We start from the raw sequence: 14,758 nt of genomic DNA, 5'->3' as shown, positions 1-14,758 counted from the left end.
CCAGCTACGCCTGAGGGATGATGGTCATCTCCGGCCAGCGCGACTTGGCGGCCGCAGCCGTGCGGGCGAAGCCCGAGACGCGGCGATTGGGGTTCTCGCGGTAGGTCATGGAGAACAGGTCCTCCAGGCCGAAGGGGGCGACGATGGTCATCGAACCGTCGGCCTCCAGCCTGGCGGCCACGGCGTTCAGCGGGCTGGCGAACCGGGGCAGGGCCTCGGCGCTGGACGACAGCGGCGCGTAGGGTTCGCCGAACTTGGCCTCGAACCACAGGTGGACCCGGGCCTGGTTACGGACCTCCACCATCTCGCGGACCGGCGGCGCGAAGGCGGCGGCCACCCTGGCGATGACGACGTCCTCGGCGTCCCATGAGGTGTCGGGGTCGAAGTAGGCCAGGTCGTAGTCCTTGATCCCGTGGTCCGGATCACGGCCCGTCAGGTGGTTCAGCACCCGCTGGTAGATGGCCCCGGAGAAGATCAGCCAGTCGGGCAGGTCCAGCTCGCGCGCGGTCTCCATCACCGCCATCAGGCTGGGGGCGGCCCGCAGGATCGCCTCGAGCTCATCGCGATGCTTCATGCCTTACCCCGCAAGGGCCAGGCATGGTCGAGGGGGCCGTGGCCGGCGCCGAAGCCGGGGGCCTGACGCATGGCCTCGTGGACATAGGCCCAGGCCCGGGCGACGGCGTCCGGCAGGGCCATGCCCTGGGCCAGCCCCGCCGCCACCGCAGAGGCCAGGGTGCAGCCGGTGCCGTGGGTGTGGCGGGTGTCGAGGCGCTCGCCCTCGAAGGTGGTCTCGCCGGACGGCGTCATCAGGACGTCGACGACGGCGGCGCCCTCCACGTGGCCGCCCTTCATCAGCACCGCCTGGGCGCCCAGGGCCAGCAGGCGTTCGCCGGCGCGGCGCAGGTCGTCGGTGGTGTGGACCGGGAGGCCGGTGAGGGCCTGCGCCTCCGGGGCGTTGGGGGTGAGGACCGTGGCCCTCGGGACCATCAGGGACCGCACCGCGTCAACGGCGCTGGGGGCGAGCAGGCCCGCGCCCCCCTTGGCCACCATCACCGGGTCGACGACGACGGGAACCCTTACGGTGTCGAGGATCGCGGCGACGCGCTCGACCATCTCGACGTCCCCCAGCATGCCGGTCTTCAGCGCGTCGGCGCCGATGTCGTCGAGGACGGCGCGGGCCTGGGCCTCCACCAGGGCCGGCGAGACGCCATGGACCCCGTGGACGCCCAGCGTGTTCTGAACGGTGATGGCGGTGATGGCGGTGGCCGCGTAACCGCCCAAGGCGGTGACCGTCTTGATGTCGGCCTGGATCCCCGCCCCGCCGCCGGAGTCGGAGCCGGCGATGATCAGGACGCGTCCGCGGGAGAGAGCCATCCTGAGGGAAATACAGGATTCGTCGGTTGTCGTGGATGGAAGACTCGGGTGGTCTGGCCCCATGAGCACCGACATCAAGACCGCCATCGTCACCGGAGCCGGCTCCGGGATCGGGCGCGCGAGCGCGTTAGCCCTTGTGGAAGCGGGGTTTCACGTTTTCCTGGCCGGCCGCAGACTTGACGCGCTGGAAGAGACGGCCCGTCGCGCGAAGGCCGACATGTGCACGACGATGGCCACGGATGTCGCTGACGAGGCCTCGGTCCTGGCGCTGTTCGAGGCGGTGAAAACCAGGTTCGGCAGGCTGGATCTGCTGTTCAACAACGCGGGAACCGGTGCGCCGCCCCTGCCGATGGAGGAGCTCAGCCTCGCCCATTGGAAGCGGGTGGTGGACATCAACCTGACCGGCGCCTTCCTGTGCACCCAAGGGGCCATCCGCCTGATGAAGGCCCAGGACCCCAGGGGCGGGCGGATCATCAACAACGGCTCGATCTCGGCCCACAGTCCCCGTCCCCGCTCGGTGGCCTATACGGCGACCAAGCACGCCATCACGGGGCTCACCAAGTCCACCTCGCTGGACGGCCGCGCGCACGACATCGTCTGCGGCCAGATCGACATCGGCAACGCCGCCACCGAGATGACCGCGGCCATGGCCAAGGGCGTGCCCCAGGCCGACGGGACCCTGGCCCCCGAACCGATGATGGACGTCAAGGCCGTGGCCGACGCCGTGGTGTTCATGGCGAGCCTGCCGCTGGAGGCCAATGTCCAGTTCATGACGGTGATGGCCACCAAGATGCCGTTTATCGGGCGGGGGTAGACACCCGCGGTGTTAGGTGCGCTTCACAGCCTCCCACACCCGCAGCGCCTGCACCGTCTCGGCCACGTCGTGGACGCGGACGGCTGTGACGCCGGCTGAGGCGCCGGCGAGCGCGGCGGCCAGGGAACCGCCGAGGCGGTGGGCGGGGGCCTTGGCGGCGGGGTCGAGTTTCGCAAGGAAGCTCTTGCGGCTGGCGCCCAGCAGCACCGGGAAGCCCAGGGCCACGACCTGGTCCAGGGCGGCCAGCAGGGCGAGGTTGTGCTCCAGGGTCTTGCCGAAGCCGATGCCGGGATCGAGCCAGATACGCTCGCGGGCCACGCCCACGGCCTTAGCCGCATCGGCACGGGCGACCAGGAAGGCGCAGACCTCGGCCACCACGTCGTCGTAGTGGGGGGCGGCCTGCATGGTGCGGGGCTCGCCCTGCATGTGCATGAGGATGACGTCGCAGCCCAGATCGGCGGCGGTCTCCAGCGCGCCCGGGGCGGATAGGGCGGTAATGTCGTTCCAGATCGAGGCGCCGGCCGCCATGGCGGCGCGGGCCACGGCGGGCTTCACGGTATCGATGGAGATGGGGAAGCTGGTGCGGGCGCGGACCTGCGTGATCAGCGGGACGACACGGGCGATCTCGTCGGCCTCGGAGACCGGCTCGGCGCCGGGGCGGGAGGACTCGCCGCCAATGTCGAGGATGTCGGCGCCCTGTCCCACCAGCCGCAGGGCGTGGTCGAGACCGGCGTCGGGATCCTCGAAGAGGCCGCCGTCGGAGAAGCTGTCGGGGGTCGCGTTGACGATCCCCATCACCCGCACCGCGGGCACGGCCCTAGAGGGCGGTGGCGCGGACCGTGTCGGCGGGGTCGAGAGTCCAGGCGGTGGCGAGGTCATAGGCGCTGCAGCTAGCAGACCTGCGCAGAGAGTCGAAGTCCACGCGAACCTGGACGGCGCCCAGGACGCGGCCGGCAGGGTCGAGATGCTGCAGCTGGATCATGCGGACCGGAGCGCCGACGTGGCCCGCCTGGCGGCAGATCGTGCCGTGGGCGCGAACGCCCGAGGCGGTGGCCAGCAGGTCGGGCTTGGCCAGTTCATAGCCGTGGCGCGGCGCGGCCTCGGTGCGGACCGGCAACAGGCGTGCGGCGCCGTAGGGCTGGGCCAGGGCCGGCGCCGCGACGGCGAGGGCGGCCGAGGCCAGAAGGACGAGACGGATCATGGCGGTTCCCCAATCAGGACAGTCGGGTCCCGAGGTGCAAGGACGGGGCCTCACCTGGTCGCTGTTCCTTAGGATGGCGTCAACGCTTGATTAACGGGCGCCTGGGGGGAGTCCGCATCGTCTCCGTCACCAGTTTGGGGGACAGCCCTCATTTCGTCATGTCGCAGGTGCTAACATGGCGGGGATCGAGTGGGGCCGTCATGATCGTCAATCCAGTGCGTCTGTACAATCGCTGGCGCCGGGTTCAGCAGGAAGCCGCCAAAGAGGCGGAGATGCTGCAGCGCCGTCATGGCGAGGCCGCCCTTGAGGCGGCTCGCGCCAAACTGGCCCGCGAGAACCTGACCTCCTGGGGCCGACGCGTACTGCAGAAAACCGTGAAGGTGCTGGAGAAGGCGTAGATGTTCCTTCTCCCCTTGTGGGTGGCCTCGCGGAGCAGGGGCAGATGAGGGTCGATAGGCCTTTCCAAATCCGCTCATCCCGGCGAAGGCCGGGACCCAGGTGAAACCCATTCCGCTCTCTCGCGAGTCCGGAGGGCGGACGAGGACTAGCGCCTACCGCTGAGGATGAATCTGGGTCCCGGCCTTCGCCGGGATGAGCGGAGTTTGTTTGCCCGGAAACGACAAAGGGGAGCCTCAGGCCGGTGAGGGGTCGGTCCGCGGCGAGAGGGGCACGGAGGCGACGGGGCCGGTGGGGCGCTTTGAGTCGCTGTCGTCGCGGTTGGGGGCGACGCCCTTCAGGACGGCGATGATCTCGTCGCCGCTCAGGGTCTCGTATTCCAGCAGAGCCTTGGCCAGGGTGTGCAGATCCTCCAGCCTCTCGGTCAGGATGCGCCGGGCCTCGTCGAAGGCGGTCTGGACCAGGGTCTTGACCTCCTCGTCGATGAGATTGGCGGTCTTCTCCGAGACGCTCTGGGTGCGGGAGACCGAGTGGCCCAGGAACACCTCGTCCTGGTTCTCGCCGTAGGAGACGACCCCCAGCTTGTCGGAGAAGCCCCACTTGGTGACCATGGCGCGGGCCAGGCGGGTGGCCTGGTCGATATCCGACGACGCGCCGGAGGTGATCTTGCCCTTGCCGAAGATGATCTCCTCGGCCATGCGGCCGCCCATCAGCACGACCAGGCGCGAGGTCATCTGCTCATAGGACATCGACAGCTGGTCGCGTTCCGGCAGCTGCACCACCATGCCGAGCGCGCGGCCGCGCGGGATGATGGTCGCCTTGTGCACCGGGTCGGTGGCCGGCACGGTGAGGGCCAGCAGGGCGTGGCCGCCCTCGTGATAGGCGGTCAGGCGCTTTTCGTCCTCGGTCATGGCCATGGATTTGCGCTCGGCGCCCATCATGACCTTGTCCTTGGCGTCCTCGAAATCGCGCTGAAGGACCATGCGGCGGTTCTTGCGCGCGGCCATCAGGGCGGCCTCGTTGACCAGGTTGGCGAGGTCCGCGCCGGAGAATCCGGGGGTGCCGCGGGCGATGGTCTTCACATCGACGTCGGCGGCGAGCGGCACGTTCTTCATGTGGACGCGCAGGATGCGCTCGCGGCCACCGACGTCGGGATTGGGAACCACCACCTGGCGGTCGAAGCGGCCCGGACGCAGCAGGGCCGGGTCCAGCACGTCGGGACGGTTGGTCGAGGCGATGACGATGATGGCTTCGGACGGATCAAAGCCGTCCATCTCCACCAGCAGCTGGTTCAGCGTCTGCTCACGCTCGTCGTTGCCGCCGCCGAGCCCTGCGCCACGATGGCGGCCGACGGCGTCGATTTCATCGATGAAGATGATGCACGGGCTGTTCTTCTTGGCCTGTTCGAACATGTCGCGCACACGGCTGGCGCCGACGCCGACGAACATCTCCACGAAGTCAGAGCCGGAAATATAGAAGAAGGGCACGCCGGCCTCGCCGGCCACGGCGCGGCCCAGCAGGGTCTTGCCGGTGCCGGGGGGGCCAACCATCAGGGCGCCCTTGGGAATCTTGCCGCCCAGGCGCTGGTATTTCTGCGGGTCCTTCAGGAACTCGACGATCTCGGTGAGTTCTTCCTTGGCCTCGTCGACCCCGGCCACATCATCGAAGGTGATGCGGTTCTTGTTCTCGGTGAGCATCTTGGCCTTGGACTTGCCAAAGCCCATGGCCCCGCGGGCGCCGCCCTGCATCTGGCGCATGAAGAAGATCCAGACGCCCACCAGCAGCAGGATCGGCAGGCTCTGGACCAGCAGGCCCACCAGGCCGCCGCCCATCTGCTTGACCTCGATGTCCGCGCCCTGGCCTTCCAGCCGCTTGACCAGGTCGTCCTGGTTGTTGGGGGTCATGGCGCCGAAGGTCTTGCCGGCGGCGTCGGTCACCTCGACGCTGGGGCCGCGGATCGTGGCCTTCTTCACCTCGCCCGAGGCCACCTTGGACAGCAGCTGGCTGTAGGTGATCTGGCCCGAGCCGGCCGCGTGGCCGCCCCCGGTCATCATGCTGTAGAGCCCGATCAGGACGACGACGATGACGCCCCAGATGGCGAGATTGCGCAGGTTCATAATGGTTCAGACCGTTCCGGAAAGTGTCCGTCAGACCTCAAGATAGGGGGCCCGACGCGGTTTCACCAGCAAGCAGGGCGCCACAGGACAGAAGATCGCAGCGCCGCCGTGAAAAATCTGCAAAAGCAAAAGGCCGCGCGGTGATCCGCGCGGCCTTTCAAATACTTAAGCTTGGAAGGAAGATTCCCTGCTTGGTCGCGCGATGGGCGCCGAAACCGGCATCCACTTTCGGCTATCGCGCTCCAGGATCGGAACGCGATCTACCGCGCGCCGGGAGCCTTCTTCGGGGCCGGGATCAGGCCTTCACGCTGGGCGCGCTTGCGGGCCAGCTTGCGGGCGCGACGAACGGCTTCGGCCTTTTGACGGGCGCGCTTTTCGCTGGGCTTTTCGTAATGCACGTGCCGCTTCATTTCGCGGAACGAGCCCTCGCGCTGCATCTTCTTCTTCAGCGCCTTGAGAGCCTGATCGACGTTGTTGTCGCGGACGAAAATCTGAACCAGAGTTATCTCTCCTATTACCCGTTCCCGCTCGGCCAATCCTGGGGTCAGGCGGCGGCGAACGGACAAATGCCTTACACCCACAGGCACGAGCCTCCGGGATGAGGGCGGCGAAATACCAGAGACGGGAGGCGATGTCCACGGCGGACAGGGCCTCAAGAGCGCGTTATTGTGGGTGATGGCGCACGAAACCGACTGGGCTGAGGCCACCGAACAACAGATTCTGGACGCGGCCCTTAACCTTGCCCCGGCGCAGGGGTGGACCTGGCCCATGGTGCGGGCGGCGGGCAAGGCCTGCGGCCTGTCGGTGGCGGAGACCGAGCTGCTGGTTCCCCACGGGCCCGCGGACCTGGCGGCCCTGCTGTCGCGACGGCACGATGCGGCCGCGCTGGAACGGCTGGCGGGGACCGATCCCAAGAGCCTGAAGATCCGCGAACGCATTCGGGCCGGCGTCGAGACGCGGCTGGATGCGGCGGCGGCCGATGAGGGCGCGGTGCGGCGCTGGGCGGGCTACCTGGCCCTGCCGACCCGGATTCCGCTGGCGATCAAGCTGCTGTGGGAGAGCGCCGATGGCCTCTGGCGCTGGGCCGGCGACACCGCCACCGACGAGAACCACTATTCCAAGCGGGCGATCCTGTCGGGGATCCTGGTCTCAGGCCTGGCCATTCGGCTGGCCAGCGGCAAGGCTGAGGCCATGGCCTTCGTGGACAGCCGCATCGAGAACGTCATGGCCTATGAGAAATGGAAGGCGGGGCTGAAGGGCGGGGACCTGCTACGGGACGTGGCCGCGGCGCTGGGGAAGATGCGGTACGGGTAGGGACAACTCCTTCTCCCCTTGCGGGAGAAGGTGGCCGGTCGGAGACCGGTCGGATGAGGGGTCGCGCTCCCCTCTCAGAACGCCGCTCATCCCGGCGAAGGCCGGGACCCAGATTCATCCCGAGCGGCAGGAAGGGGCCCTGGCCAGCCTGTGGAATCACATGCGATCGGAGTGGGTCTCACCTGGGTCCCGGCCTTCGCCGGGATGAGCGGTGGGTTTGCCGGATAGGTCTACCGACCCCTCATCCGACCCTGCTCCGCAGGGCCACCGTCGAGAGCGAGCCGGGCTACTCAAGCCCGGCTATGCGCTTCACCAACGATTTGGCGAAGCGCCGCTCTCGACCCCGCAAGGGGAGAAGGACGTTTCCTTCCCCTTCCCTTCCACGGCGTCAGGGGGCGATGGTGTTTCCAACGAGAGGAACCGCCATGACCGATGTCACCACCGCCGACTTCAGCTGCTTTGCCGTCATCATCGAGGACGGGGTCGCCCATATCCAGCTCAAGCGCCCCGAGGCCATGAACTCCATGAGCCGGGAGTTTTGGAACGAGCTGCCGGTGATCGTGAAGGACATCGACCACAATGCGCGCGCCCGCTGCATCGTGATCAGTTCGACCGGCAAGCACTTCTCCGCGGGCATGGACCTGGCGGTGTTCGGCGGCGGGGGCTCGACCTCGGCCAACCAGGTCAGCGACCGGCACCTGAACGCCGAGCAGCAGCGGCATCATATCGCGTGGCTGCAGGACTGTTTCGGCTGCCTGGACGATGCGCGGATCCCGGTGATCGTGGCGATCCAGGGCGGCTGCATCGGCGGGGCCGTCGACATGACCAGCGCCTGCGACATCCGCTATGCCAGCGCCGACGCCTTCTTCTGTATCCAGGAGATCAATATCGGCATGACCGCCGACGTCGGCACCTTCCCGCGGCTGTGCAAGATCATCCCCGAGGGTTGGGTGCGCGAGATGGCCTATACGGGCCGCCGGATGGGGGCGCAGAAGGCCAAGGAGATCGGCTGGGTCAATGAGGTGTTCGAGACGCAGGAGCAGTGCGTGGCCCATGCGCTGTCCACCGCCCGCGAGATCGCCGGCAAGGCGCCCCTGGCCGTCACCGGCTCCAAGGTGATGATCAACTATGCGCGCGATCACACCATCAAGGACGGGCTGGACTATATCGCCGTCTGGCAGACCGGTATGTTCTCCGGCGCCCATATGGGCGAGGCCTTCACCGCCAAGGCCGAGAAGCGCGACGCCCAGTTCCAGGACCTGCAGCCGTTGAAGCACGGGATGTGAGCTAAATCCGAGCGGGGTTTCTAGGCCTCCAGCTCGGCGCCCTTGAGGTTGCAGCCTTCGAGCTTGGCGCCGGCCAGGTCGGCGTCCAGGAAGCGGGCGCGGGGCGCCGAGGCGCCGGTGAGGTCGGCGCCGCGCAGGATGGCGCGCGACAGGTCGGTGCGGACCACGCGGCCGTCGTCGATGGAGAGCGGCCCCAGCTTGGCGCCACGCAGATCGGCGCGGGTGAGCAGGGCGTCGGTGAGCCGGGCGCCGCGCAGGTCGGCCAGCTTCAGGTTGGCGCCGCGCAGGTCACAGCCCGAGAGGTCGGCCCCCTGGAGCTGCACCCCCTGCAGGTTCATGCCGAAGAAGACCGAGCCCGGCGCCGACAGCCCGCTGAGCCTTCGGCCCTTCAGGCCGCCGGCCGCCGAGCGGAAGTCGGTGTCGGGCAGGCGCACGTGCTGGCCGCTCTTGCCGGCGGAATCGCAGAAGGCCTCGTGGGCCGCCAGCACCGCCTCCAGCGGCTTGTCGTCGATATAGACCGCCAAAGGGGGCGCCCTCAGCACGCCGGTGAGGTCGGTGTCCTTGACCTTGGACATGGCGAGGTCACAGCGCACCAGGATGGCGCGCTTGAGCGAGGCGCCGGTCAGGTCGGCGCCGGCCAGGTCCGCGCCGGTGAGGTTGGCCCCGTCCATCACCGCCTTGACCAGCCGCGCGCCGCCCAAGGTCGCGCCCGACAGGTCGGCGTCGGTGAAGTCGGCGGCCATGGCCGAGAGGCCGTGCATATGGGCGCCGGCCAGGTTGGCGCCCGAGAGCACCGCGAAGGTCAGTTCGCCGGGCCGCTCCTCGTGCTGCAGGACGCGGAAGCCCTCGGCCTTGTCCTGCAGGGCGATGCGGCCCTCGCGCAGATCGCAGCCCGACAGGTCGGCATGGGCCAGGTTGGCGCCGCGCAGGCAGGCGCCGCGCAGATCGGCCTTGGAGAGATCGGCCCGGCGCAGGTCGGTGTCGCGCAGATCAGTGCCGAACAGCACCGCGCCGCTGAGCCTGGTTCCCACCAGGGAGGCCCCGTTCAGCCGCGCGCCGGTCAGGTCGGCGTCGCGCAGGTCCAGGCCGTCGAGCTGGCGGTTGGTAAGGTCGACATAGGCGAGATTGGCGCGGCGGCCGCCCGAGCGGCCCTCAAGGAATCGGCGGTGCTTGTCCAGCGCCAGGCGCAGGCCATCAAGATCGAGCGGGCGAAGGACGAGGACGGCGGGCGGCATGGAAATCCCTGAGTCCGCAATCGTCGCCGATCGCGTTTAAGGAACCGTTGCGTCAATGCGCCACAGGGGCGATTTTGCGGCCGATTTCCGTCAGAGCCAGCGCTTCCTCTTGAACCACAGGAAGGGGCCGATGCCGGAGATCACCATCAGGGCCAGCGCCATGGGGTAGCCGAAGCTCCAGGTGAGCTCGGGCATGTGGTGGAAATTCATGCCGTAGATCGAGGCCACCAGGGTGGGCGGCATCAGGGCCACGGAGACCACCGAGAAGAACTTGATGATGCCGTTCTGCTCGATGTTGATCAGGCCGAGCGCCGCGTCCAGCAGGAAGGCGATGTGGCTGGCCAGGGCGCTGGCGTGCTCGGTGAGCGAGCCGATGTCGTGCTGCACGGAGGTCAGGTGGGCGCGGCAGGCCGGCGCGTCGGCGATCTCGTGGGCGAGGCCGGCGAAACTGGCCAGGCGCCCCAGGCTGACCAGGCTGGCGCGGGCGAGCGCGGTCACCGACTGGGTGCGGGCCAGGCCCGTCAGCAGGGGCTCGAAGGCGCCGCCGCTGGGGCGGTCGAAGATGGCGCCCGAGCTTTCATGCACCGCCGTGGACCCGGCTTCCAGCACGTGGGCCAGGCGTTCGACGATAGCGTCCAGCAGTTCCAGCATCACCTCCGAGCCGCTGGTGAGGTCGTGGTTCTCGCCGGCCCGGGCGGTGAAGATGGTGAAGGCCTTCAGCTCGGCGTAGCGGATGGTCACCAGGACACCACGGGCCAGCACGAAGGTCACCGGGACCGAGGTGGGATGGTCGTGCTGGCTGTGGGCCAGCAGGGTGGCGGTGAGGAAGGTGGCCTTGGCCTCCTGATACAGCCGCGACGAGGGCTCGATCTGGGCCATCTCCTCCCGGGTGGGCAGATCGACGGCAAGCGCGCGTTCGACCGCCAGCTCCTCCTCGCGGGTGGGATTGAGCAGGTCGATCCAGATGGTGTCGGCGGGCAGCAGCCAGTCGTCGCCGGGCGTCTCGGTCGTGGAGGCCGAAGCGCCGCGGGCGATCAGGTTCAGCATGGGCCTACTTGGCTTCGCTGGAGCCTTGCGAGGTCGCGGCCATGATCAGGGCCGCGATCTTGTCGGTGGAGTCGGCGGCCTGGCTCAGCATGGAGAAGGGACCGGCGCCGGGACGGACGGCCGAGGCCATCTGGTTGGCGGCGCCCTGGGCCATGGCGATGGCGGTGTTGCCGGCGGCGTTCAGGCCCGAACTGGCCACCCGCTGGGCGGCGGCGTCCTGGTAGATGAAGCCGTAGGTGGGATAGGTGGTGGAGCCGAGGTCGCGGACCGGATCGTACCAGACCTTGACCTGGGACCAGTCGCCGGCCGGGGAGACGTCGATGACGGTGACGTCCTTCTCGACCTGGCCGCGGGTCCCGCCGATGCGCGACCAGTTGGCGTGGGTGATCTGGATGACGCGGTCGGTGAGCACCTGGCTGACCACGGCGACGTGGCCGAGGTTCATCTTGCCGTTGGGCTTGAAGCAGAGGACCGCGCCGGCCTTGGGGGAGAAGCCGGTCTCATACTTGCCGGCGGCCTGCTTCCACCAGGTCCAGGCGTCGCCAAAGATCTGGACGCCGGAAACCAGGCGCGCGAAGGGCACGCACTGCCAGTAGGTATCGGCCACCGCGCCAACGGGCGCGAGCGTCATAACCGCTATGGCGGCCAGGGAACCGAGGGCGGTTCTGGTCCGTTTCAGCATGTTAAGAGGAACTCCCCACGCGAACTGCGATTAGGGATACTCATCCTCGGCGGGAAAGCAAAGAGCTTTTCGGTCCGTGCGGCGGAAGGTCGCCGAGTCGCCCACAGGGCCATCCACAGCTTCACACAGCCGTGACGCCGCCTGACGGCAGTTTGATCGCAGACGAAGGGAAGTCAAACCCTTAACGGAAAGGAAGCTAATCACGCGCACGGCGCGAGATTCCTGTAGTTAAGCTGGCGCGCCATGACGGCGGCATTCATGGATACTGTAATTCCTTCACGAGATGCCCTGGCGTGGGCGGCGTGAAACAATCCGAAACAGACGAACCGGGGCCCGCCCAAGACCTCGGCGCCCGTTCACGTGCTGCAGCGCAAGAAGAGACACCGGCCCCAGCCGCAGGTCACATTTCAGGCATCGCCGGCCCGGCGCCGCGAAAAACGGCGCCCCCGCGCGCACCTTCGAGGCGACTCAGCCCGACTCAGGCGACTTTGAGAACCATTCGCAGTAGGCGTGATCTGGGGATAGGCTAGAACTGAGGGACCAAACACCGATTTTGAGGTTGAGTGGGATGCGGGCGGAAAACCGGTTCCCACTTTTCCTCATCCCACTCAGAGGACCCCCATGCAAAGCATCCTGACCCTGGCCGCCGATCCGGCCGCCTGGGCCGCCTTGATCACCCTCATCGTCATGGAGGTGGTGCTGGGCATCGACAACCTGGTCTTCATCTCCATCCTGTCGAACAAGCTGCCCCCCGAGCAGCAGGCCAAGGCGCGGCGGCTGGGCATCGGCCTGGCCCTGATCATGCGGCTGGCCCTGCTGTCGACCATCGCCTTCATCGTCGGCCTCACCGCCCCGGTCTTCGAACTGCCCTGGAGCGGGCCGATGGGCGAGAACGGTCATCCGGTGTTCGAGCTGGCCTTCTCCTGGCGCGACCTGATCCTGATCGCCGGCGGCCTGTTCCTGGTGTGGAAGGCGACCACCGAGGTCCACCACACCATGGACCCCACGCCGAGCCACGACGTCCTCGACAAGAAGGCGCCGATCGCCATGAACTTCGGCGCGGCCATCGTGCAGATCCTGCTGCTGGACATCGTCTTCTCCATCGACTCGATCCTGACCGCGGTGGGCATGACCGACCACCTGCCGATCATGGTGACGGCGGTGATCGTCGCCGTCGGCGTCATGCTGGTGGCGGCCACCCCGCTGGCCAACTTCATCAACAACAACCCCACCGTGGTGATGCTGGCGCTGGGCTTCCTGCTGATGATCGGGGCGACCCTGATCGCCGACGGCTTCGGGGTGCACGTGCCCAAGGGCTACATCTACGCGGCCATGGCCTTCTCGGGCCTGGTGGAGGGGCTCAACATGGCCTCGCGCAGCGCTCAGCAGCGCAAGGCGCAGGCCGCGCTGGAAAAGTCTGATAGCGTTCCGTGAGGAACGGGCAGGGGGCGGCGATATTTCCGTCCGCCCCCGGACGTCGCGAATTATAAAAACAGATCATTAGGGGCGGCCTGTTCGCCGCCGGGAAACGGCCCTTGAACGAACCTCACGTCTATAGCGACGACGAGCGCCGGCTGACGCTCATCTCCGTCATGATCGTCTTCCTGCTGTCGGCCATGAGCCAGACGATCGTCGGCACGGCCATGCCGCGCATCATCGCCGAGCTGTCGGGCCTGCATCTGTACGCCTGGGCCACCACCGCCTACCTGCTGGCCTCGACGGTGATGGTGCCGATCTGGGGAAAGCTGGGGGACCTCTACGGACGCAAGCCGATCCTGCTGGCCGGCATCGCCATCTTCCTGGCCGGCTCGTGGCTGGCGGGGCTGGCCGGCGAGTTCGGGACCCTGCCCCTGCTGGGCGGCGGCATGACCCAGCTGATCGTGTTCCGCGCCGTCCAGGGCCTGGGGGGCGGGGCGCTGTTCACCACCGCCTTCGCCATCATCGCCGACCTGTTCGCGCCCCGCGAGCGGGCCAAGTTCTCCGGGCTGTTCGGCTCGGTGTTCGGGATCGCCAGCGTGTTCGGACCCGTCGTGGGCGGCTTCTTCACCGACCACGGCACGGTCACCCTGTTCGGCCACGTCATCGCCGGCTGGCGCTGGGTCTTCTACTGCAACATCCCCTTCGCGCTGGCCGCCGTGGCCATGATCCTCATCAAGATGCCGACCCTGCCGATCCGTGGTGTGGGGCGCATCGACTGGGCCGGCGCGGGCCTGATCATCGCCGGCTTCGTGCCCCTGCTGCTGGCCATCACCTGGGGCGGGCGCGACTATCCCTGGGGCTCGCCGCTGATCCTCGGCATGTTGATCTTCGCCATCGCCTGCCTCATCGCCTTCGTCTTCGTGGAAAAGCGGGTGCGCGACCCGATCATCCCGCTGGAGCTGTTCAAGAACCCCACCTTCACCACCGCCAACGGCGCGGCCTTTGTCTATTCCATGGCTTTCATGGGGGTCACCAGCTTCCTGCCGCTCTACATGCAGGTGGGCCAGGGCATCCCGGCCACCACCAGCGGCCTGACCATGCTGGCCCTGATGGGGGGCATGATCGTCTCCTCCACCGTCAACGGCCAGCTGGTCACCAAGACCGGCCAGTACAAGCCCTTCATGATCGGCGGCGGCTGCGTGCTGATCCTCGGCGTCTTCCTGATGTGCTTCATCGGACCCGACACCTCGACGTTCGACCTGGCCTGGCGGCTGCTGATCGTCGGTGTGGGCTTGGGCCCCGGCCAGAGCCTGTTTGGCCTGGCGGTGCAGAACGCCTTGCCCTTCCACCAGATCGGGGTGGCCACCAGTTCCGGCCAGTTCGTGCGCCAGATCGGCTCGACCATGGGGGTGGCCCTGTTCGGCGCCCTGCTGACCTCCGGGCTAGCCTCGGAGCTTGCCAGGCACGCGCCCACCGAGCCCGGCGCCGTGGTGCGCCATCTGGAGCTCTCGGACCTGCAGAAGATGGCCATGGAGCGCAACCTGCACCCCGAGCAGGCCGGCGCCCGCGCCGCCGATCCCAAGCAGGTGGTCCTGGAGCGGACCATCCGCACCAGCTTCTCCGTCGCCATCGTGCACGGCATGATCTTCGCCCTGTGCTCGCTGATCGCCGGCTTCGTGCTGATGCTGTTCATCCCGGTTGCGCCCCTGCGGGAGCGGCCCATCGCGGCGGCCAAGGCGGCCGAACCTGGTGGGGATATCGCCGCGGAGACGGGGGAGGCCTAACTCGCCGCCTCTCCGCTCGTCCCGGCGAAGGCCGGGATCCAGGTCGTAGGTCACGACCTGCGCCAGGAGTCCCGAAAGCGGCGGATGTA

General features: G+C 68.1%; 15 protein-coding genes. 6 read left to right on the top strand and 9 right to left on the bottom strand.

Translation table 11 applies throughout. The annotated features are described in order from the left end of the window. Window positions 1-4: 4 nt before the first annotated feature. Entirely contained in the window at window positions 5-574 is a 570-nt protein-coding gene (locus JKL49_RS02255; protein ID WP_215338049.1) for a nucleotidyltransferase family protein, read from the bottom strand. Further along, on the bottom strand, window positions 571-1,374 hold the full coding sequence (thiD, locus tag JKL49_RS02250; RefSeq protein ID WP_215338048.1) for a bifunctional hydroxymethylpyrimidine kinase/phosphomethylpyrimidine kinase: 804 nt from the start codon (window positions 1,372-1,374) through the stop codon (window positions 571-573). The genes JKL49_RS02255 and thiD overlap by 4 nt, the downstream gene beginning before the upstream one ends. Window positions 1,375-1,435: 61 nt before the next feature. Here thiD and JKL49_RS02245 point away from each other — a divergent pair, with 61 nt between their 5' ends. Next, window positions 1,436-2,188 (top strand): SDR family oxidoreductase, encoded by a 753-nt coding sequence (locus JKL49_RS02245; protein WP_215338047.1) that lies wholly within the window; start codon window positions 1,436-1,438, stop codon window positions 2,186-2,188. 12 nt (window positions 2,189-2,200) lie between these two features. Here JKL49_RS02245 and folP read toward each other — a convergent pair whose 3' ends face one another. Together folP and JKL49_RS02235 are read right to left on the bottom strand one after the other, a co-directional pair. Next, window positions 2,201-2,983, bottom strand: coding sequence for a dihydropteroate synthase (gene folP / locus JKL49_RS02240; RefSeq protein WP_215338045.1), 783 nt, complete (start codon window positions 2,981-2,983; stop codon window positions 2,201-2,203). 22 nt (window positions 2,984-3,005) lie between these two features. Further along, window positions 3,006-3,389 (bottom strand): hypothetical protein, encoded by a 384-nt coding sequence (locus tag JKL49_RS02235; protein WP_215338043.1) that lies wholly within the window; start codon window positions 3,387-3,389, stop codon window positions 3,006-3,008. Between the two features lie 200 nt (window positions 3,390-3,589). On the opposite strand from JKL49_RS02235, the gene JKL49_RS02230 reads away from it, so the two are divergent. After that, window positions 3,590-3,787 carry a hypothetical protein gene (locus JKL49_RS02230; protein ID WP_215338041.1) on the top strand — a complete coding sequence of 66 codons (198 nt, stop codon included), beginning with the start codon at window positions 3,590-3,592 and terminating at the stop codon, window positions 3,785-3,787. A 234-nt stretch (window positions 3,788-4,021) separates the two neighbouring features. Here JKL49_RS02230 and ftsH read toward each other — a convergent pair whose 3' ends face one another. Together ftsH and rpsU are read right to left on the bottom strand one after the other, a co-directional pair. Continuing rightward, complete coding sequence (gene ftsH, locus JKL49_RS02225) at window positions 4,022-5,902, bottom strand: ATP-dependent zinc metalloprotease FtsH (protein ID WP_215338039.1); 1,881 nt, start codon at window positions 5,900-5,902, stop codon at window positions 4,022-4,024. A 260-nt stretch (window positions 5,903-6,162) separates the two neighbouring features. Continuing rightward, window positions 6,163-6,402, bottom strand: a complete 240-nt coding sequence (gene rpsU, locus JKL49_RS02220; RefSeq protein WP_215342650.1) for a 30S ribosomal protein S21 — start codon at window positions 6,400-6,402, stop codon at window positions 6,163-6,165. Between the two features lie 175 nt (window positions 6,403-6,577). On the opposite strand from rpsU, the gene JKL49_RS02215 reads away from it, so the two are divergent. Continuing rightward, window positions 6,578-7,216: a COQ9 family protein gene (locus JKL49_RS02215; protein WP_215338037.1), complete on the top strand. Its 639-nt coding sequence runs from the start codon at window positions 6,578-6,580 to the stop codon at window positions 7,214-7,216. Between the two features lie 425 nt (window positions 7,217-7,641). After that, window positions 7,642-8,502, top strand: coding sequence for a crotonase/enoyl-CoA hydratase family protein (locus tag JKL49_RS02210; RefSeq protein WP_215338035.1), 861 nt, complete (start codon window positions 7,642-7,644; stop codon window positions 8,500-8,502). A gap of 20 nt (window positions 8,503-8,522) precedes the next feature. On the opposite strand, the gene JKL49_RS02205 is transcribed toward JKL49_RS02210, so the two are convergent. The 3 genes from JKL49_RS02205 to JKL49_RS02195 all read right to left on the bottom strand — a co-directional run bounded on the left by JKL49_RS02205 (window position 8,523) and on the right by JKL49_RS02195 (window position 11,466). After that, the gene (locus JKL49_RS02205) at window positions 8,523-9,737 is read right to left on the bottom strand and encodes a pentapeptide repeat-containing protein (RefSeq protein ID WP_215338033.1); all 1,215 of its coding nucleotides are present in this window, start codon (window positions 9,735-9,737) and stop codon (window positions 8,523-8,525) included. 90 nt (window positions 9,738-9,827) lie between these two features. Then, the gene (locus tag JKL49_RS02200; RefSeq protein ID WP_215338031.1) at window positions 9,828-10,784 is read right to left on the bottom strand and encodes a magnesium transporter CorA family protein; all 957 of its coding nucleotides are present in this window, start codon (window positions 10,782-10,784) and stop codon (window positions 9,828-9,830) included. A 4-nt stretch (window positions 10,785-10,788) separates the two neighbouring features. Next, window positions 10,789-11,466 carry a CHAP domain-containing protein gene (locus JKL49_RS02195; RefSeq protein ID WP_215338029.1) on the bottom strand — a complete coding sequence of 226 codons (678 nt, stop codon included), beginning with the start codon at window positions 11,464-11,466 and terminating at the stop codon, window positions 10,789-10,791. 621 nt (window positions 11,467-12,087) lie between these two features. Between JKL49_RS02195 and JKL49_RS02190 the strand changes: the two genes are divergently transcribed. Both JKL49_RS02190 and JKL49_RS02185 read left to right on the top strand, forming a co-directional pair. After that, window positions 12,088-12,900, top strand: a complete 813-nt coding sequence (locus JKL49_RS02190; RefSeq protein ID WP_215338027.1) for a TerC family protein — start codon at window positions 12,088-12,090, stop codon at window positions 12,898-12,900. A gap of 101 nt (window positions 12,901-13,001) precedes the next feature. Then, the gene (locus JKL49_RS02185) at window positions 13,002-14,669 is read left to right on the top strand and encodes an MDR family MFS transporter (protein WP_249778009.1); all 1,668 of its coding nucleotides are present in this window, start codon (window positions 13,002-13,004) and stop codon (window positions 14,667-14,669) included. Window positions 14,670-14,758: the final 89 nt, after the last annotated feature.

This window comes from Phenylobacterium glaciei (assembly GCF_016772415.1).
GTDB classification, from domain to species: domain Bacteria; phylum Pseudomonadota; class Alphaproteobacteria; order Caulobacterales; family Caulobacteraceae; genus Phenylobacterium; species Phenylobacterium glaciei.
Note: the sequence above shows the minus strand (reverse complement) of the source record. Positions and strands in the feature narration are given on the sequence as shown.